The 16,800-nt window shown below is 61.8% G+C and carries 23 protein-coding genes; 18 read left to right on the top strand and 5 right to left on the bottom strand.

The genetic code is table 11. The annotated features are described in order from the left end of the window. Positions 1–20 precede the first annotated feature (20 nt). The 5 genes from HX807_RS06215 (at position 21) to ada (ending at position 3,109) form a co-directional block, all read left to right on the top strand. Entirely contained in the window at positions 21–323 is a 303-nt protein-coding gene (locus HX807_RS06215) for a DUF1883 domain-containing protein (RefSeq protein WP_003212586.1), read from the top strand. Positions 324–334: 11 nt separating this feature from the next. Next, positions 335–499 carry a hypothetical protein gene (locus HX807_RS06220; protein WP_166742130.1) on the top strand — a complete coding sequence of 55 codons (165 nt, stop codon included), beginning with the start codon at positions 335–337 and terminating at the stop codon, positions 497–499. A gap of 82 nt (positions 500–581) precedes the next feature. Further along, entirely contained in the window at positions 582–1,298 is a 717-nt protein-coding gene (locus HX807_RS06225; RefSeq protein WP_008432503.1) for a 2OG-Fe(II) oxygenase, read from the top strand. Then, positions 1,288–1,968: a DNA oxidative demethylase AlkB gene (alkB, locus tag HX807_RS06230; protein ID WP_134326567.1), complete on the top strand. Its 681-nt coding sequence runs from the start codon at positions 1,288–1,290 to the stop codon at positions 1,966–1,968. Before HX807_RS06225 ends, alkB begins: the two co-directional genes overlap by 11 nt. Before the next feature lie 76 nt (positions 1,969–2,044). Continuing rightward, the gene (gene ada, locus HX807_RS06235) at positions 2,045–3,109 is read left to right on the top strand and encodes a bifunctional DNA-binding transcriptional regulator/O6-methylguanine-DNA methyltransferase Ada (RefSeq protein ID WP_008432501.1); all 1,065 of its coding nucleotides are present in this window, start codon (positions 2,045–2,047) and stop codon (positions 3,107–3,109) included. 6 nt (positions 3,110–3,115) lie between these two features. Here the strand turns inward: ada and HX807_RS06240 are convergent, their stop codons facing one another. Beyond that, entirely contained in the window at positions 3,116–3,700 is a 585-nt protein-coding gene (locus HX807_RS06240; protein WP_087693903.1) for an ABATE domain-containing protein, read from the bottom strand. Between the two features lie 176 nt (positions 3,701–3,876). Here HX807_RS06240 and HX807_RS06245 point away from each other — a divergent pair, with 176 nt between their 5' ends. The 7 genes from HX807_RS06245 to HX807_RS06275 all read left to right on the top strand — a co-directional run bounded on the left by HX807_RS06245 (position 3,877) and on the right by HX807_RS06275 (position 10,483). Beyond that, positions 3,877–4,755: an alpha/beta fold hydrolase gene (locus tag HX807_RS06245; RefSeq protein WP_102604916.1), complete on the top strand. Its 879-nt coding sequence runs from the start codon at positions 3,877–3,879 to the stop codon at positions 4,753–4,755. A gap of 110 nt (positions 4,756–4,865) precedes the next feature. Next, positions 4,866–5,930: a nitronate monooxygenase family protein gene (locus HX807_RS06250; protein WP_177049514.1), complete on the top strand. Its 1,065-nt coding sequence runs from the start codon at positions 4,866–4,868 to the stop codon at positions 5,928–5,930. A 117-nt stretch (positions 5,931–6,047) separates the two neighbouring features. Further along, positions 6,048–6,815, top strand: a complete 768-nt coding sequence (modA, locus tag HX807_RS06255; protein ID WP_256349370.1) for a molybdate ABC transporter substrate-binding protein — start codon at positions 6,048–6,050, stop codon at positions 6,813–6,815. Further along, positions 6,816–7,496 carry a molybdate ABC transporter permease subunit gene (modB, locus tag HX807_RS06260; RefSeq protein ID WP_003212595.1) on the top strand — a complete coding sequence of 227 codons (681 nt, stop codon included), beginning with the start codon at positions 6,816–6,818 and terminating at the stop codon, positions 7,494–7,496. It begins immediately after the preceding gene. After that, positions 7,496–8,581: a molybdenum ABC transporter ATP-binding protein gene (gene modC, locus HX807_RS06265; RefSeq protein ID WP_177049516.1), complete on the top strand. Its 1,086-nt coding sequence runs from the start codon at positions 7,496–7,498 to the stop codon at positions 8,579–8,581. Before modB ends, modC begins: the two co-directional genes overlap by 1 nt. A gap of 91 nt (positions 8,582–8,672) precedes the next feature. After that, the gene (locus tag HX807_RS06270) at positions 8,673–9,701 is read left to right on the top strand and encodes a DNA topoisomerase IB (RefSeq protein WP_003212597.1); all 1,029 of its coding nucleotides are present in this window, start codon (positions 8,673–8,675) and stop codon (positions 9,699–9,701) included. A gap of 77 nt (positions 9,702–9,778) precedes the next feature. Then, entirely contained in the window at positions 9,779–10,483 is a 705-nt protein-coding gene (locus HX807_RS06275; RefSeq protein WP_003212598.1) for a YoaK family protein, read from the top strand. Between the two features lie 141 nt (positions 10,484–10,624). On the opposite strand, the gene HX807_RS06280 is transcribed toward HX807_RS06275, so the two are convergent. Then, entirely contained in the window at positions 10,625–10,978 is a 354-nt protein-coding gene (locus HX807_RS06280; RefSeq protein ID WP_087693907.1) for a hypothetical protein, read from the bottom strand. A 109-nt stretch (positions 10,979–11,087) separates the two neighbouring features. On the opposite strand from HX807_RS06280, the gene HX807_RS06285 reads away from it, so the two are divergent. Continuing rightward, on the top strand, positions 11,088–11,348 hold the full coding sequence (locus HX807_RS06285; RefSeq protein ID WP_003212600.1) for a hypothetical protein: 261 nt from the start codon (positions 11,088–11,090) through the stop codon (positions 11,346–11,348). Positions 11,349–11,500: 152 nt separating this feature from the next. Here HX807_RS06285 and HX807_RS06290 read toward each other — a convergent pair whose 3' ends face one another. The 3 genes from HX807_RS06290 to HX807_RS06300 form a co-directional block, all read right to left on the bottom strand. Next, positions 11,501–11,812 carry an AzlD domain-containing protein gene (locus HX807_RS06290; RefSeq protein WP_008432487.1) on the bottom strand — a complete coding sequence of 104 codons (312 nt, stop codon included), beginning with the start codon at positions 11,810–11,812 and terminating at the stop codon, positions 11,501–11,503. Next, positions 11,809–12,504, bottom strand: coding sequence for an AzlC family ABC transporter permease (locus tag HX807_RS06295; protein ID WP_087693909.1), 696 nt, complete (start codon positions 12,502–12,504; stop codon positions 11,809–11,811). The genes HX807_RS06290 and HX807_RS06295 overlap by 4 nt, the downstream gene beginning before the upstream one ends. A 72-nt stretch (positions 12,505–12,576) precedes the next feature. After that, positions 12,577–12,792, bottom strand: coding sequence for a hypothetical protein (locus tag HX807_RS06300; RefSeq protein WP_003212603.1), 216 nt, complete (start codon positions 12,790–12,792; stop codon positions 12,577–12,579). A 177-nt stretch (positions 12,793–12,969) separates the two neighbouring features. Here HX807_RS06300 and HX807_RS06305 point away from each other — a divergent pair, with 177 nt between their 5' ends. The 5 genes from HX807_RS06305 (at position 12,970) to HX807_RS06325 (ending at position 16,670) form a co-directional block, all read left to right on the top strand. Beyond that, positions 12,970–13,326, top strand: coding sequence for a metalloregulator ArsR/SmtB family transcription factor (locus HX807_RS06305; RefSeq protein ID WP_003212604.1), 357 nt, complete (start codon positions 12,970–12,972; stop codon positions 13,324–13,326). A gap of 18 nt (positions 13,327–13,344) precedes the next feature. Beyond that, positions 13,345–14,628, top strand: a complete 1,284-nt coding sequence (locus HX807_RS06310; protein WP_003212605.1) for an arsenic transporter — start codon at positions 13,345–13,347, stop codon at positions 14,626–14,628. 13 nt (positions 14,629–14,641) lie between these two features. Next, on the top strand, positions 14,642–15,112 hold the full coding sequence (locus tag HX807_RS06315; protein WP_087693911.1) for an arsenate reductase ArsC: 471 nt from the start codon (positions 14,642–14,644) through the stop codon (positions 15,110–15,112). A gap of 80 nt (positions 15,113–15,192) precedes the next feature. Next, positions 15,193–15,984: an AraC family transcriptional regulator gene (locus HX807_RS06320; RefSeq protein ID WP_177049518.1), complete on the top strand. Its 792-nt coding sequence runs from the start codon at positions 15,193–15,195 to the stop codon at positions 15,982–15,984. A 74-nt stretch (positions 15,985–16,058) separates the two neighbouring features. Then, a complete protein-coding gene (locus HX807_RS06325) occupies positions 16,059–16,670 on the top strand; it encodes a LysE family transporter (RefSeq protein WP_177049520.1) in 612 nt (203 codons plus the stop codon). The last annotated feature ends 130 nt before the right edge of the window (positions 16,671–16,800 follow it).

A 16,800-nucleotide genomic window follows, 5' to 3' on the forward strand; every position in this document is an offset into this window, starting at 1 on the left:
AGCCCTTCTGGAGACACCTTATGAAATTCATCCACCAGCGTGAGCACCTCAATGAAGGAGATATTGTCGTCATTGAATGCTCGCAAACCTGCAACATCCGCCTGATGAGCGATGCCAACTTTCGCAGCTTCAAGAACGGCGGCCGCCATACTTACCACGGCGGCGCGTTCGACAAGTTCCCGGCAAAAATCACTGCGCCCAGCACCGGGTTCTGGAACATCACCCTGGACGTCGTGACCCGCCGCGCCATCAGCGTGACCAAAAAGCCGACCTTGTCCCACAAGATCCGCATTGTGCGCCGCACCAATTCGAAACTGAGCTGACAGGAATGCCCGTGACTACCACCAAATATGTGATCAAGTACAAACTCAACGGTGAGCGCCGCTTCGAGTTCGCCCAACTGCAAGCAGGCAGCGTGGAGGAAGCCAAGGAAGCCCTGGCGAAAATCCACGATGCCAGCGATGAGATTACCGACATCAATGTGAGCAAGGCGCTGTAATTCGAGCGCAAGCATCGGAGTGTTCTGACGCTGACGACTTTCTAGACTGGCAGCCCTAATGCGCTGCCACAGGAACTTGTCGATGCCTTCCACTCCACTGCATGAACGCCTGGCCAAGCTGGACTGGGCCGCCATCGAGCAAGCCCTTGATGAACAGGGTAACGCACTGATTCCGGCCCTGCTGGATCAGCAGGAATGCGCTGAACTGAGCGGCCACTACCCCCGACCCGAACTGTTTCGCTCCCATGTGATGATGGCCAGGCACGGCTTTGGCCGGGGCGAATACAAATATTTCCGCTACCCGCTGCCAGCGCCGATCTGCGCGCTGCGTGAACAGCTGTATGGGTTCCTGGCGCCCCAGGCCAATCGCTGGAACGAACAGATGAACCTGCCGATCACCTATCCGGCGCACCATGCCGACTTCATTGCCCGCTGCCACGCTGCCGGGCAGCAACGCCCTACCCCGTTATTGCTGCAATACGGCCCAGGCGACTACAACTGCCTGCATCAGGATCTGTACGGGGAACATGTGTTTCCCCTACAAGTTGCCATCCTGTTGTCGCAGCCGGGAGAGGACTTTCGTGGCGGGGAGTTGGTGCTGACGGAGCAGCGGCCAAGAATGCAATCCCGGGCTCAGGTTGTCCCTCTCAACCAGGGTGACGCGGTAATCTTCGCGGTCAATCAGCGACCCATGCCGAGTGTGAGGGGGTTTCATCGGGTGACCTTGCGCCACGGGGTCAGTGTTCTGCACAGTGGTACCCGGCATACCTTGGGAGTGATTTTTCACGATGCGCAGTAAGACCCTTCCCGGATCAACCGCCGATTTGTTCGCCGATGAGGCGCTGCAACAGCCCCCGGGGCGCGAGCAAATCGGTGAACAATCCTACGTCCTCAGGGGCTATGCCCTGCCCTGGCTCGAGCGTTTGCTACCGGAACTGCGACGGGTATTGGCTCAATCGCCCTTCCGGCAAATGGTCACGCCCGGTGGTTTTACCATGTCGGCGGCGTTAAGCAGTTGCGGTGACTTGGGCTGGACGACCGACTCCACCGGTTATCGCTACTCCCCGATTGACCCGAATAACCAACAACCCTGGCCAGCCCTGCCGGCCGCATTGCGCGAACTGGCCGTGATGGCCGCAGCAGATGCAGGTTTCGACGATTTCGAGCCGGATGCCTGCTTGATCAACCGCTATGTGCCAGGCGCGAAAATGTCCCTGCACCAGGACAAGAACGAGCGTCGCTATGCCGCCCCGGTGGTCTCCGTGTCATTGGGTTTACCGGCGATCTTCCTGTTCGGCGGCCATGAGCGCAGCGACAAGACGCAAAAAGTCTCGCTGTTCCATGGCGACGTAGTGGTATGGGGCGGCGTGGACCGCCTGCGCTTTCACGGCGTGATGCCGATCAAGCCCGGCACGCATCCGGTCATGGGGCCGCAGCGCATAAACCTGACGTTTCGCACGGCCGGATGAATTTGACCGCAAGCATCGGAGTGATGGGAATGCCCCACGGGACTAACCTGGCATTCTTCAACCAGGAGCCACCACCATGACCGCGCGCCACGCCACCGAACAAGACCCCCGCTGGGCCGCGATTGTCGCCCGAGACGCCAAGGCCGACTTGACCTTCGTCTATGGTGTGAAAACCACCGGTGTGTACTGTCGCCCCAGCAGTTCCGCACGGCGCCCGCGCCCGGAGAACGTCGAGTTCTTCGACACCCCGCAACAGGCTGAAGCGGCGGGCTACCGGCCCAACAAGCGCGCGTCGGGGGACCAGACCCAGGTGGCCGCACGCCATGCGCAACTGGTGGCAGCGGCCTGTCGGCACATCGAACAGGCCGAAACCCTGCCGCCCCTTGAAGATCTGGCCGCCCTCGCCGGCTTGAGCCCGTTCCATTTTCATCGGGTGTTCAAGGCGGTGACCGGCCTGACGCCCAAGCGCTACGGCAGCGCTCATCGCTCGCGCAAGGTACGGGACGGCCTCAAGGACCAGCACTCGGTGACCGATGCGCTGTACGACGCCGGCTTCAATTCCAACAGCCGCTTTTATGAGGCTGCCGACCAATTGCTCGGCATGAAGCCCCGCGACTACAAAGCCGGCGGCACCAACACGGATATTCGCTTTGCCGTTGGCCAATGCTCATTGGGCGCCATTCTGGTGGCCCAGAGCAATCGCGGTGTGTGCGCGATCCTGCTGGGGGATGACCCGGACAAACTGGTGCGCGACCTGCAGGACCAGTTTCCCCGCGCCAATCTGCTGGGTGCCGATCACGACTTCGAACAATTGATCGCCCAGGTGGTGGGCTTTATCGAAGCGCCGGCCCTGGGCCTGGACTTGCCCCTGGATTTACGCGGCACTGCGTTTCAGGAACGCGTGTGGCAAGCTTTGCGGGAAATCCCGGTGGGGTGCACCGCCAGCTACGCCGAGATCGCCCAGCGCATCGGCGCGCCGACCGCCTATCGCGCCGTGGCCCAGGCGTGTGGTGCCAACAGCCTGGCGGTGGCGATTCCCTGCCATCGCGTGGTGCGCGCCGACGGCAATCTGTCGGGCTACCGCTGGGGTGTCGAGCGCAAGCGGCAGTTGCTGGAGCGCGAAAGCCCGGCAGAATCCTGAGGACGTCTACACCAGTTTGCGCTTGCGAAACTCGGCCACCTTATGCCGATTGCCACACAGCGCCATGCTGCACCAGCGGCGCTTGTGGCCCTTGGTGCGGTCGTAGAACCACAGCACGCACTCGGGATGTTCGCAGGTGCGGACCAGGCCGAAATCCCCTTCCACCAGTAACGTCGCGGCGGCTTCGGCAATCGGCGCCAGGAACTGCTCGGCAGTCTGCACCTTGCGCTGGCGCTCCAGCCGCAACTCGCCAGGCGCCGGCCAAGCCAGTTGCGGGTGACTGACCGCCTTGCGCAGGAACGCATTCAGCGCGCCGGGATCGCCCTGCTGGCCGGCCTTGCGCTGTTCCAGTAACACGCGGATCACTTCCCGCAATCCCCGCGCCGCGCCCAGCAGTGCCCCCTCCTCGAATACCGGTACTGCGCCCTCCTCGGCCCAGCCAAGCCGCACCAGCCAGCGCTCGACATCGGCATCGCCTTGCCAGAATTCAAAGGGCACACCGTCGACATTCGCCCGGGTATTGAGCATGTCCAGCACGGGATGATCAGCCAGGACGTAGGGTTCCAACGGGGATGGGGTGATGGCGGGCATGGCAAATCCTCTTCAAGTCCGCGTCATCGTAACCGCTGATTTCGCTTTTGAATAGTTACTAAATTTGCTAATCAGTAACCCAATAAATTAATTTGACAGGTTACATTTTCAAGCGCAGCCTGCAAAACCAGTAACCCAAAAAACCAATTTAACCAGTTACAAAGAGGACTACGATCATGTCGATTTCAGCCCCGGTTGTTCGCTATCAGCACGTTGATGCCGATGGTGTGCGCATTTTCTACCGTGAAGCCGGCGACCCCTCCGCGCCGGTGTTGTTGCTGCTGCATGGCTTTCCCAGTTCGTCCCATATGTACCGTGACCTGATCCCGCTGCTTGCCACCCGTTACCGGATCATCGCCCCGGACTTGCCAGGCTTCGGCTTCACCGAAGTCCCCGCCGAACGCAATTACCATTACAGCTTCGATAACCTGGCGATCACCGTTGGCCACTTCGTCGACGCCCTGAACCTCAGTCGCTATGCCCTCTATGTGTTCGACTATGGCGCACCGGTGGGCCTGCGCCTGGCCGTGGCCCACCCGGAACGGGTCAGCGCGCTGATATCGCAAAACGGCAATGCCTACCTGGAAGGTTTGGGTGACGCCTGGGATCCGATCCGGGCCTACTGGGCCGAGCCGAGCCAGGCCAATCGCGAGGTGATTCGCAACGCGGTCATCAGCCTGGAAGGCACGCGCTATCAGTACCTGCATGGCGTGTCGCAACCGGAGCTGGTGGCGCCGGAGTCCTATATGCTCGACGTGCTCCTGATGCAGCGTCCCGGCAATGACGAGATCCAGTTGGACCTGTTCCTCGACTACCGCAACAACCTGACGCTGTACCCGGCGTTCCAGGCGTTTTTCAAGGCCACGCAAGTGCCGGCGCTGGTGATCTGGGGCCAGAACGATCCCTTCTTCATCCCGCCGGGCGCCCATGCCTACAAAGGCGACAACCCCAACGCCGTGGTGGAATTACTCGACACCGGCCACTTCGCCCTGGAAACCCACGCCGCGCACATTGCCCAACGGATTCATGCAGTACTGGGCGACGCCATCAACTGATAACCGCCCATGAAACACTGGATTCGTCCAGTGAATAATACAGACTGGCCTGGTGCTGCCTGGCCCTGCTAAAACGACGGAACAGCATTCCACCGTTGGAGAAGCGTCCCATGAGCACCTGGCCAGACACCCGAATTCTTGACCTGCTGGGCATCGATTTACCGATCATTCAGGCGCCCATGGCCAATGCCACGAGCACGGCCATGGTGATTGCGGCCAATCAGGCCGGCGCCCTCGGTTCAATGCCGGCGGCGGCGCTCAGCATCGAGCAACTGCGCGAAGCACTCACCACGATTCGCCAGGCCAGTTCGCGGCCGCTGAACGTAAATTTCTTCTGCCATCAGCCACCGACGCCGGATGCTCACCGCGACCTTCAGTGGAAGAACCTGCTGGAAACCTACTACCGCGAGCTGGGCGCCGATTTTGACGCGCCGACGCCCGTCTCCAACCGCGCACCGTTCAACAACGCCGCCTGTGAAGTGGTGGAAGAATTCCGCCCCGAAGTGGTGAGCTTTCACTTCGGCCTGCCGGAAAAATCCCTGCTGGACCGGGTCAAGGCCACCGGGGCGAAAGTGCTGTCGTCGGCTACCACCGTCGAAGAAGCCATCTGGCTGGAACAGCACGGCTGCGATGCAATCATCGCCATGGGCAACGAAGCCGGTGGCCATCGCGGGATGTTCCTCAGCGACGACCTGAATAGCCAGATCGGCACCATGGCCCTGGTGCCACAGGTTGTCGATGCCGTGCGCGTGCCGGTGATTGCGGCCGGCGGCATCGGGGATGCCAGGGGCATTGTCGCGGCCTTCGCCCTTGGCGCGTCAGCGGTGCAGATTGGCACCGCGTACCTGTTTACCCCCGAGGCCACCGTCTCGAAGTCACACCACCACGCCTTGCGCACTGCCCAGGCCAGTGAAACCGCGCTGACCAACCTGTTCACCGGGCGCCCGGCGCGGGGCATCATCAACCGCGTAATGCGTGAGTTGGGCGCGATCAACCCCACGGCGCCGGCGTTCCCGCTGTCCGGCGGTGCGTTGATGCCGCTCAAGGCCAAGGACGAAGCCGGCTTCAGCAACTTGTGGTCGGGCCAGGCGCTGCGCCTCGGCAAAGACATCTCCAGCCATGACCTGACGCTCGAACTGGCCGCGCAAACCCTGGAAAAACTCGGCCGACGCTGAACCTGAACTCCCGGGACAACTTTGCGCTGTACCGGCAGTGGCCAACCGCTATATATTCCCATACATAGCGGTAGCCCCCCTCTGCCTAACAAGCCGCAAACCCCAAGGAGCTTCTTGATGATGATTCGCGCCTCACGCCTGGCCCCCACGGCCCTCGCCACCCTGATCGCCGCGTTTGCCTTCTCCTCGGCGAATGCCGATGAAGTACAGGTGGCCGTGGCTGCCAACTTCACCGCACCGATCCAGGCGATTGCCGCCGACTTTGAAAAAGACACCGGCCATAAACTGGTCGCTGCCTACGGCGCTACCGGCCAGTTCTACACCCAGATCAAGAACGGCGCGCCGTTTGAAGTGTTCCTCAGCGCCGACGACACCACCCCGCAGAAGCTCGAAGCCGAAGGCGACACCGTCAAGGGCTCGCGCTTCACCTACGCGGTCGGCACCCTGGCGCTATGGTCGGCCAAGGAAGGCTACGTCGATGCCAAGGGCGAAGTGCTGAAGAAAAACCAGTTCCAGCACCTGTCCATCGCCAACCCGAAAGCCGCGCCTTATGGCCTGGCCGCCACCCAGGTGCTGGCGAAGGAAGGCCTGACCGAGAAGGTCAAGGACAAGCTCGTTGAGGGCCAGAACATTACCCAGGCCTATCAGTTCGTCTCCACCGGCAACGCCGAACTGGGTTTTGTAGCGCTGTCGCAGATCTACAAGGACGGCAAAGTCACCAGCGGTTCGGCCTGGATCGTGCCGTCGTCGATGCATGACCCGATCAAGCAGGACGCGGTAATCCTCAACAAGGGCAAGGACAGCGCCGCCGCCAAGGCCCTGGTTGAATACCTCAAGGGTCCGAAAGCCGCCTCGGTGATCAAGTCCTACGGTTACGAGCTGTAAATGCCGCTGTCGAGTGCCGATTTTTCCGCGATCTGGTTGACCCTGAAACTGGCATCGCTGACCACGGTCATCCTGCTGATCATCGGCACTCCGATAGCCCTCTGGCTGTCGCGCACCCGCTCGTGGTGGCGCGGCCCCATTGGCGCGGTGGTGGCCTTGCCGTTGGTGTTGCCACCCACGGTGATCGGCTTCTACCTGCTGCTGACCATGGGCCCCAACGGCTACTTCGGCCAGTTCACCCAATGGCTGGGCCTGGGCACCCTGACCTTCAGCTTCGCCGGGCTGGTGATTGGCTCGGTGATCTATTCGATGCCGTTTGTGGTGCAGCCGTTGCAAAACGCCTTCTCCGCCATTGGCACTCGCCCGCTGGAAGTGGCCGCGACCTTGCGGGCCAATCCCTGGGACACCTTTTTCACGGTGATCCTGCCCCTGGCGCGCCCAGGGTTTATCACCGCGTCGATTCTCGGTTTTGCCCACACCGTCGGCGAGTTCGGCGTGGTACTGATGATCGGCGGCAATATTCCCAACAAGACCCGGGTCGTCTCGGTGCAGATCTACGACCACGTCGAAGCCATGGAATATGCCCAGGCCCACTGGCTGGCCGGGTCCATGGTGGTGTTTTCTTTCCTGGTGTTGCTGGCGCTCTACTCCAGCCGTAAAACCAAGGCGGGCTGGAGCTGATGTCGATGATCGAGGTACGCCTGCAACTGAAGTATTCCGGGTTTGCCCTGGACGTCGACCTGCACCTGCCCGGTCGCGGGGTGACGGCGCTGTACGGCCATTCCGGCTCCGGCAAGACCACCTGCCTGCGTTGCATCGCCGGGCTGGAGCGGGCTGAAGAGGGTTTCGTGCAGATCAACGACGAGGTCTGGCAAGACAGCCGCAAAGGACTGTTCGTGCCACCCCACAAACGCGCCCTGGGCTACGTGTTTCAAGAAGCCAGCCTGTTCCCGCATTTGTCGGTACTGGCCAACCTGGAGTTCGGCCTCAAGCGCATCCCGCGCCAGCAACGCCGGGTGGAGATGAGCCACGCCACCGAACTATTGGGCATCGGCCACCTGCTGGACCGCCATCCGCAGCACCTTTCCGGCGGTGAGCGCCAGCGCATCGGCATCGCCCGCGCCCTGCTCACCAGCCCGAGCCTGTTGCTGATGGATGAACCGTTGGCCGCGCTGGACAGCAAACGCAAAAGCGAGATCCTGCCGTATCTCGAACGCCTGCATGATGAACTGGAGATTCCGGTGCTGTACGTCAGCCATGCCCAGGACGAAGTGGCGCGCCTGGCTGATCACATCGTGTTGCTCAGTGACGGCAAGGCCCTGGCCAGCGGCCCCATCGGCGAAACCCTGGCCCGGCTTGACCTGCCCATGGCCCTGGGCGACGACGCCGGCGTGGTGATCAACGGCACCGTCAGCGCCTACGACGAGCATTACCAGTTGCTCACCCTGCAATTGCCCGCGAGCCAATTGCAGATGCGCGTGGCCCATGCACCATTGGCGCTGGGCAAACCGTTGCGTTTCAAGATCCAGGCGCGGGACGTCAGCTTGAGCCTGCAGGCCGAGGAACACAGCAGCATCCTCAATCGCCTGCCGGTGACGGTGACCCAGGAAATCCCTGCCGACAACACCGCCCATGTGCTGGTGAGCCTGGACGCGGCCGGCACGCCGCTGCTGGCGCGCATCACCCGTTACTCGCGGGACCAGTTGCAGCTGCATCCCGGCCAGACGCTGTGGGCGCAAATCAAGGCGGTGGCGGTACTGGCCTGACTGCCCGACAGCTGCTATGGGGGAGCAAACTTGTTGGCACGACCGCAAAACCCTGCGGTCAATCAGAAATACCTGCCAAGGAATTTGCGCCATGCCCGATCCTGCGTTGCTTGCCGACCTGCCCCGCGACCTGCATTACGTCGACGATACCCAGCCCGGCCTGTCCCGGAAAAAGCTGCGGGGCAAATTCCAGTACTTCAAGGCCGACGGCACACGCATAACCGATGCCGACGAAATCAAGCGCATCAACGCCCTCGCAGTGCCGCCGGCGTATACCGATGTGTGGATCTGCGCCGACCCGCGCGGCCATCTACAGGCCACCGGGCGGGATGCCCGGGGGCGCAAGCAGTACCGCTACCACCCGCGCTGGCGCGAGGTGCGCGACACCGACAAGTATTCCCGGCTGCAACAGTTCGGCAGCGCGCTGCCCAAGTTGCGCAAACAGTTGGAAGCACAGATCGAGGCGCCAGGGTTCAATCGGGAAAAGGTCCTGGCCACGGTGGTGCTGCTGCTCGACGCCACCCTGATCCGCGTCGGCAATACCCAATATGCCCGCGACAACCGCTCCTACGGCCTGACCACCCTGCGCACCCGCCATGTGGATATCAAGGGCAGTGAGATCCTGTTCCAGTTTCGCGGCAAGAGCGGCATCGAGCACCAGATCAGCGTCAAGGACCGGCGCCTGGCCACGGTGATCAAGCGTTGCCTGGAGTTGCCGGGGCAGAACCTGTTCCAGTACCTGGACGAGAACGGCGAGCGCCATACCGTCAGCTCCACCGATGTGAATGCCTACCTGCACACCCTGACCGGCGCGGATTTTACCGCCAAGGACTACCGCACTTGGGCCGGCAGCGCCCTGGCGCTGGCAGTGCTGCGCGAGCTTGAGTGGCAGCCGGAATCCGACGCCAAGAAACATGTGGTGGAGATGGTCAAGAACGTTGCCAAGCAACTGGGCAACACGCCGGCGGTGTGCCGCAAGTGCTACATCCACCCGGCGGTGCTGGAGCATTTCAGCCTGGGCGAACTGGCGAAGCTGCCCAAGCCCCGAGTGCGCAAAGGCTTGAAAGCCGAGGAAGTCGGGCTGGCGATGTTTCTGGAACAACTGGCCGAACGCCTGTAAGTGTGCCAAGTCATTGCAGCGGAGCACGAAGCGCCCTACGGTAGTGGCCGGATAATCTCACCGAGGAACCCGGCCCCATGCTGCCTTCATCCCTGAAGCCCTACACCAACGCCGCCTTGCTGCATCGCCACAAATGGCGCGGGCGTGTCGGGTTGCTGCTGGTGGCCAGCCTTTCCGTGCTGGCGGGCATGACCGATGCGATTGGTTTCATGGCCAGCGGGGATTTTGTGTCGTTCATGAGCGGCAACACCACGCGCCTCGCCGTGGCGATCAGCGAAGGCGACCTGGGCCTTACCGGGCGCCTGACGTTGCTGGTGGCGACGTTTATCGCCGGGAATGCGCTGGGCGTGATGGTCAGCCGCGTCAGCCGGCGCCACGCCCTGCCCTTGTTGCTGTGCATCGCCACCCTGCTGTGCGGGGCTGCGGCCTGGCCGTTTGCCGATCAATTGCCGGCGTTGCTGGCAGCGATCATCGCCATGGGCATGTTGAATGCCGCCGTCGAAGAAGTGAACGGGTTGCCCGTGGGGCTTACCTATGTCACCGGGGCGCTGTCACGCTTTGGTCGCGGACTGGGCCGCTGGATGCTCGGTGAACGCCGCAACGGCTGGCGCGTGCAACTGATCCCGTGGGCCGGGATGTTTGTGGGTGCGGTGATCGGTGCGTTGCTGGAGCACCACATGGGGATTCGTGCGCTGCTGGTCAGCGGGGTGCTGTCGGCGCTGTTGGGGCTGGTGTCGCTGAAGATTCCGCGGCGCTGGCACCTGGGGTACATGCCCCGCTAGAAAACAGTTGCCCTCCCGACGCTCCGGCCTCGACATCCCTGTACCGGTAAAGAGCCGTCACGCCGGGTGAGCGGGAAAATACTAAAACAATGCCTGCGGGACTGTCCGCAGGGCATTTCTGAACTTTTCTAACGGAATGGATTACAGGCAGGTCGCCAGTGCCGCCAGGCGGCGCTTGGCCGGATAGTCATCCTGGGCCGCGTAATAGTTGACGGAGGCGCCGGCGCCGGCACTGCGCACGTCGACAAAATAGTCACCTGCCGTGGTGTAGATGGTGAAGCCACCAGCCTGTGCAGGCTCCATGAAACCACCGGCATCCACCCCGAACACCGCTTCATCCTGCCAGCCGAACTGGATGCACTGGGCAACCACCAGCGGAGCCTTGTCCGAGGCCAGGGTTTTGTAGGGCGCGCCGGTACGCGCCTCTTTCATCTTCGAACCCGCGCAACCGGCCAGCGATGCCAGGACCAAAGCGCCAATTACCACCATCCGCATACCGAAGCTTCCTTGGAAAAAACGCGACTGTACCATTAGCAGGCGACACCGAAGGATTATTGCGTCACCCTGCCGCCTACTTACGAACCCGCTTTTACCCGGAAACCCCATGACACCCAATGCCGAGCGCTACAACCCCTCCACCGACTACGCCGACAAGCTGATCAGCCGCATCGGCCAGACGCCTTCGTGGATCGCCAAACGCATCGGCGTGACCGACAAGCGCATCCGCTACATCCTTGACGGCGAGCGCACCGTGAAGGGCGAAAGCACCCCGATCCAGATGACCTACACCGAGCAGTTTGCCCTGGAATGCCTGGCGGCCGAGGCGAAAGCCAACAAGAAAGCCGCCGCCCCGGTTATCGAATAGCTGACAGATTCATGAACTTTGTTTCACTGTGAAGGAAGACCTCGCCGCCTATAGTCGGCAGGCTCATTTTTAAGAAGTCTCCCTTCCAGCCTGCCCTCCCGCAGGCTTTTTTTTGCCTTGGTTTTGCTCCCCCCGTAGCAGGAGTTTGTTGGTCAGAGCAGCCAGCGGAACAGATAGAACAGCGCCATGCTCAGCAACACGGTGATCAGCACGCTACGGGTCCAGAACATCAACGCCACGGCGCTGATTCCGGCCAGCAGGTAGGGGTTGCCCACACTCAGGTTGAGCTTGTGATCAGCCAGGAAAATGATCGGGCCGCAGATGGCGGTGAGCATCCCCGGTACGGCAAACCCGAGAAACTCCCGCGCCCCGCGATTGAGGCGCACCGGCAGGCGCGGCTCGAGAAACAGGTAGCGGTTGAGAAACACGATCAGGCCCATGCCAAAAATCATCACGAAGATCATTGTTGCCCTACTCCCAGCCGCTTGCAGGCATACCCTGCGCTCATCCCCAACACACCGGACACCACCACCGCCGATTCCCAGTGCAGGTAGCTCAGCCAAACCGAGCACAGCAACGACACGGCTACGCAGACAATGGTCGGCACGTCGCGCACTACCGGGGTGATCAGGGCGATAAAGGTCGCGGCAATCGAGAATTCCAGGCCCAGTTGATCCAGCCCGGGAATGCTTTTGCCGAGCACGATGCCGGCGAAGGTAAAGACGTTCCAGATGATATAGAACGTCAGGCCGACGCCCAGGGCGTACCAGCGATTGAAGGTCTGGCGGTCGTACTGGCTGACCAGGGCGAAGAATTCGTCGGTCAGCAAAAAGCCCAGGCTCATGCGCCACCTTGGCTTGAGCGGCGACAGCGTGGGACGCATGTGCATGCCGTAGAGCAAATGCTGGGAGGTCAGCAGCAAGGTGGTCAGCAGGATCGAAATCAGGCTGGCGCCGCTCTTGACCATGCCGATGGCCACCAATTGTGCGGCACCGGCAAACACGATGGTCGACAGTCCCTGGGCTTCCAGCGGGGTAAATTGGGCATCAATTGCAGTCGAACCGGCCAGCAATCCCCACGGCGCACACGCCAGGGACAATGGAATGATCGCAATAGCGCCACGGGAAAAGGCGTTCAGAGGCAGAGCGTTAGGCATACACAACAAGCTCATCGACAGTCAGTCGACAAGCATGCCAGCGGTATCAGGGATTGTCTTGAACGATCGTGCTCAAGCCAGTTTGACCGACACCCGCTCCACCGCGTCCCGGGCTTCGCGCAGTTCGTGGGCGTCCTGGTTGAGCCGGTGGATGGTATTGAGCAGGCGCTGGCGCAGCACTTCATCGCTGAGCTTTTCGACGGCGCGCATCAGGTCAAAGGCCGCGGTTTCGTTATTGTCCGCGACGGAATCCAGGGTCTTGCGCAGGTTGCGAGTGGCACGGGTCACACGTTTTCTTCCTTCATCACCAATGGGCAGGCACTTTAGGACATTTGTGTTTCAGTTTAATTTCAACCACTTGTCATCGATTGTCGGGCACTTGACGCAGGTCAATCGAAACAAGGTTTGACCAATACATATGGAAATCCGTATATTCGTATTTCCATATGTATCAAGGCACTGACCATGTCAGATCTTTTCTCCCCGCCCAACGTCTTCAAATGCCTGGCCGACGCCACCCGCGCCAGGCTGACGTTGTTGATCCTGCGTGAAGGCGAACTTTGCGTGTGCGAATTGATCCATGCTCTGGACGACAGCCAGCCGAAAATCTCCCGCCATCTGGCGCAACTGCGCAGTTGCGGGTTGCTGCTGGACCGTCGCCAGGGCCAGTGGATTTATTACCGCCTCAACCCGGCCTTGCCGGAGTGGGTGACGGCAGTGCTCGACACCACCCTGCAAGCCAACCAAGCCTGGTTAAAAACAGACGCCCAGCGTCTGGAAACCATGGGTGACCGACCACAACGGGCCAGCGCCTGCTGCTGATCCTGCGGAGAGCTTTTCATGCTTGTTGCCGTTGCTATCTTTCTGTTCACCATCATTTTGGTCATCTGGCAGCCCAAGGGCCTGGGCGTGGGCTGGAGCGCCACGATGGGCGCGATCCTGGCCCTGGCGTGCGGGGTTATCAGCCTGGCCGACATCCCGGTGGTGTGGCACATCATCTGGAACGCCACCGGGACCTTCGTCGCGCTGATCGTCATCAGCCTGCTGCTGGATGAGGCGGGCTTCTTCGCCTGGGCTGCCTTGCATGTGGCGCGCTGGGGCCGTGGGCGCGGTCGGCGACTGTTCGCGTACATGGTGCTGCTGGGCGCGCTGGTATCGGCTTTGTTCGCCAACGACGGCGCGGCGCTGATCCTCACGCCCATCGTGATGTCGATGCTGTTGGCGTTGCGCTTTTCCCCGGCAGCCACCCTGGCGTTCGTCATGGGCGCCGGGTTTATCGCCGACACCGCGAGCCTGCCGCTGGTAGTCTCCAACCTGGTGAACATCGTCTCGGCCGACTATTTCAAGATCGGCTTCAACGAATACGCCGCAGTGATGGTGCCGGTGAACCTGGTGAGCGTCGCCGCGACTCTCGCCGTATTGCTATGGTTTTTCCGCCGGGACATTCCGCAAACCTACGACCCGGCCGACCTCGACGACCCTGCCAGTGCGATCCACGACCGCGCCACCTTCCGCGCCGGCTGGTGGGTGCTGGGCATCCTGCTGGTGGGCTGCTTTGCCCTGGAACCGCTGGGCATTCCCATCAGCGCAATTTCTGCCGCCTGCGCCATATTACTGCTGGTGATCGCCGCCAAGGGCCACAAAATCTCCACCCGCAAGGTGCTGAAGGAAGCGCCCTGGCAGATCGTGATTTTCTCCCTGGGCATGTACCTGGTGGTCTACGGCCTGCGTAATGCCGGGCTGACCGACTACCTCGCGACCTGGCTCGACACCTTCGCAAGCTATGGCGTATGGGGCGCGGCCTTGGGCACCGGTGTGCTCACCGCGCTGCTGTCTTCGGCGATGAACAACCTGCCAACCGTGCTGATCGGCGCGCTCTCCATCGAGGCCAGCCACGCCGTGGGCGTGGTCAAGGACGCGATGATCTACGCCAACGTGATCGGCAGCGACCTCGGCCCCAAAATCACCCCTATCGGCAGCCTGGCGACCTTGCTCTGGCTGCACATCCTGGCACGCAAAGGCATCACCATCACCTGGGGTTACTACTTCAAGGTCGGGATCGTGCTGACCCTGCCGGTACTGTTGATCACCCTCGCCGCCCTGGCCTTGCGCCTGAGTTTCTGACGGAGTTCGCTTGATGAAAGTCCTGTTCATGTGCACCGCCAACAGCTGCCGCAGCATTCTTTCGGAAGCCTTGTTCAACCATCTGGCGCCGGACGGTTTCCAGGCCATCAGCTCCGGGAGTTTCCCCAAGGGCCAGGTGCTGCCACGCAGCCTGACCACGCTGAAAGCCGCCGGCATCAGCACCGAAGGCTTGTACAGCAAGGGCAACGACGCCTTTGAAGGCAGCCCGCCAGACATCGTCGTCACCGTATGCGACAAGGCTGCTGGAGAAGCTTGCCCGGTGTATTTCGGCCCGGCCATGAAGGCACATTGGGGGTTGGAGGACCCGTCGGATGTTCAAGGCGATGAAGCCCAGGTCGACGCCGCGTTCCGCGCCACCCTGGAAATCATTGAACGGCGCTGCCGGGCTTTTTTCGAGATTCCGTTCGCCAGCCTCAGTCCCATCGAAATCAAGGCCGAGCTTGATCGCATCGCCACGCCGTAACCGAAGAGCCGGGCGAGTAGTCGATCTGAAGCCCTTTTCCGGCGTATGCTCGCGGGCAACGGTCACAGCGAGCCCCCTCAATGAGTTCCATTCAGCACGCCTGGCTGGGCAACTACGAAGTCAGCAGCACCGCCTGCACCGGCCTGACATTTGCCCGCCACAGCCATGATGAATGCGTGATCGGCGTCAACCTGCTCGGCGAGGAACAGGTGTGGCTGGATCGTCGCACCTTCGAGGCCGGCCCCGGCAGCATCACCCTGTACAACCCGGGGCAGATTCAAGGCGGCGGCGCGGCCGAAGGGCAGCCGTGGCGGTTTGTCAGCTTGTATGCGACTGCCGAGCAATTGGCGGCTGATCTGGGTCTGGCGCACCTGGAGTTCGACCGTTCGCTGTGCTTCCAGCCGGCGTTGGCGATGAAACTCGCCGGGGCGATTGAAGGCGCGTTGAGTGTCGATCCGCTGGCCCGTGAGCTGAGTGAGGAAGCCCTGGTGGTGCTGCTCGGCGAAGTCGTCGGTTGCAGCGGCGTCCGCTTGCCTGGCAGCACTGCGGTGGGACGCGGGTTGGTGATCAAGGCCCAGGAATTGCTGGCTGAAAACCTGCACCAGGCGGTGGCACTCGAGACCCTTGGTGACGAGTTGGGCCTGTCGAAATTCCATCTGCTGCGGGCTTTTCAGAAAGAAACCGGGCTGAGTCCACGCCAGTGGGCGATGCAACTGCGTACCCGGCGCGCCAAGGGGCTGTTGCGCTCAGGCGTTGCGGCGTCGCAGGTTGCCCATGCCTTGGGGTTTGCTGACCAGAGCCATCTGAATCGGCATTTCCGGGCGGCCTACGGGATCACACCGGGGCGCTATCAACGCGTGCTCAAGGGCTGAAAAGCGCAATCTGGTTCAAGACGACTTACACACCCTTCCCTAAAATGCCGGCCATCACTTGAAGGAAGGCAGGCATGTTGACGATCTTTTTTTCGGCGCTGGTGTTTGGGTTTGTGTTTTGCCTGTCGCCGGGGGCGGTGCTGGCGGAGACGCTGCGCCGTGGGCTGCTGCATGGGTTTGCCCCTGCGCTGTTGGTGCAGATCGGTTCGCTGGTGGGCGATGCCGTGTGGGCGGTGATCGGGCTTACGGGCATGGCGTTGTTGATCCAGCATGAGTCGGTGCGGGTGCCGCTGACGGCCGTTTGTGGGCTGTATCTGGCCTGGCTCGGGATTCGCAGCCTGATGGATGCCTGGCACTTGCCAGAGGCCGGGAGTGCGCCGGCCAGGTCCGGGCAGAATGCGCTGGTGGTGGGGGCGGCGATTTCCCTGGCCAATCCGAAGAACATTGTCTATTGGGGGGCGCTGGGGAGTGCGTTATCGGGGATAGTCGGGGCGGCGCCTAGCCATGGGCAGACGTTGATGTTTTTTGCGGGGTTTATGCTGGCTTCGGTGTTGTCGTGCTTTTTGATTGCGGGGTTGGTCAATTTGCTGCGGCGGAATGCTTCGCCCATGTGGCAGAGGTTTAGCTATGGGGCTTGTGGGGTAGTGCTGCTGTATTTGGCGATTTTGGCGTTGCGGGGGATTTGAGGGGGCATATCCGTTATTTGGGTAACGGCGGCCTATGGTTCCGCTCTTACAGCGGCTCACTTTGGAAAAGCCGGAATGCCGGCCCAGCCCAAAGTGGGCAAAGGGCTCCGCAATACCTGCGTTCGGCCTC

Source organism: Pseudomonas sp. D8002 (assembly GCF_013385695.1).
Classification (GTDB): Bacteria; Pseudomonadota; Gammaproteobacteria; order Pseudomonadales; family Pseudomonadaceae; genus Aquipseudomonas.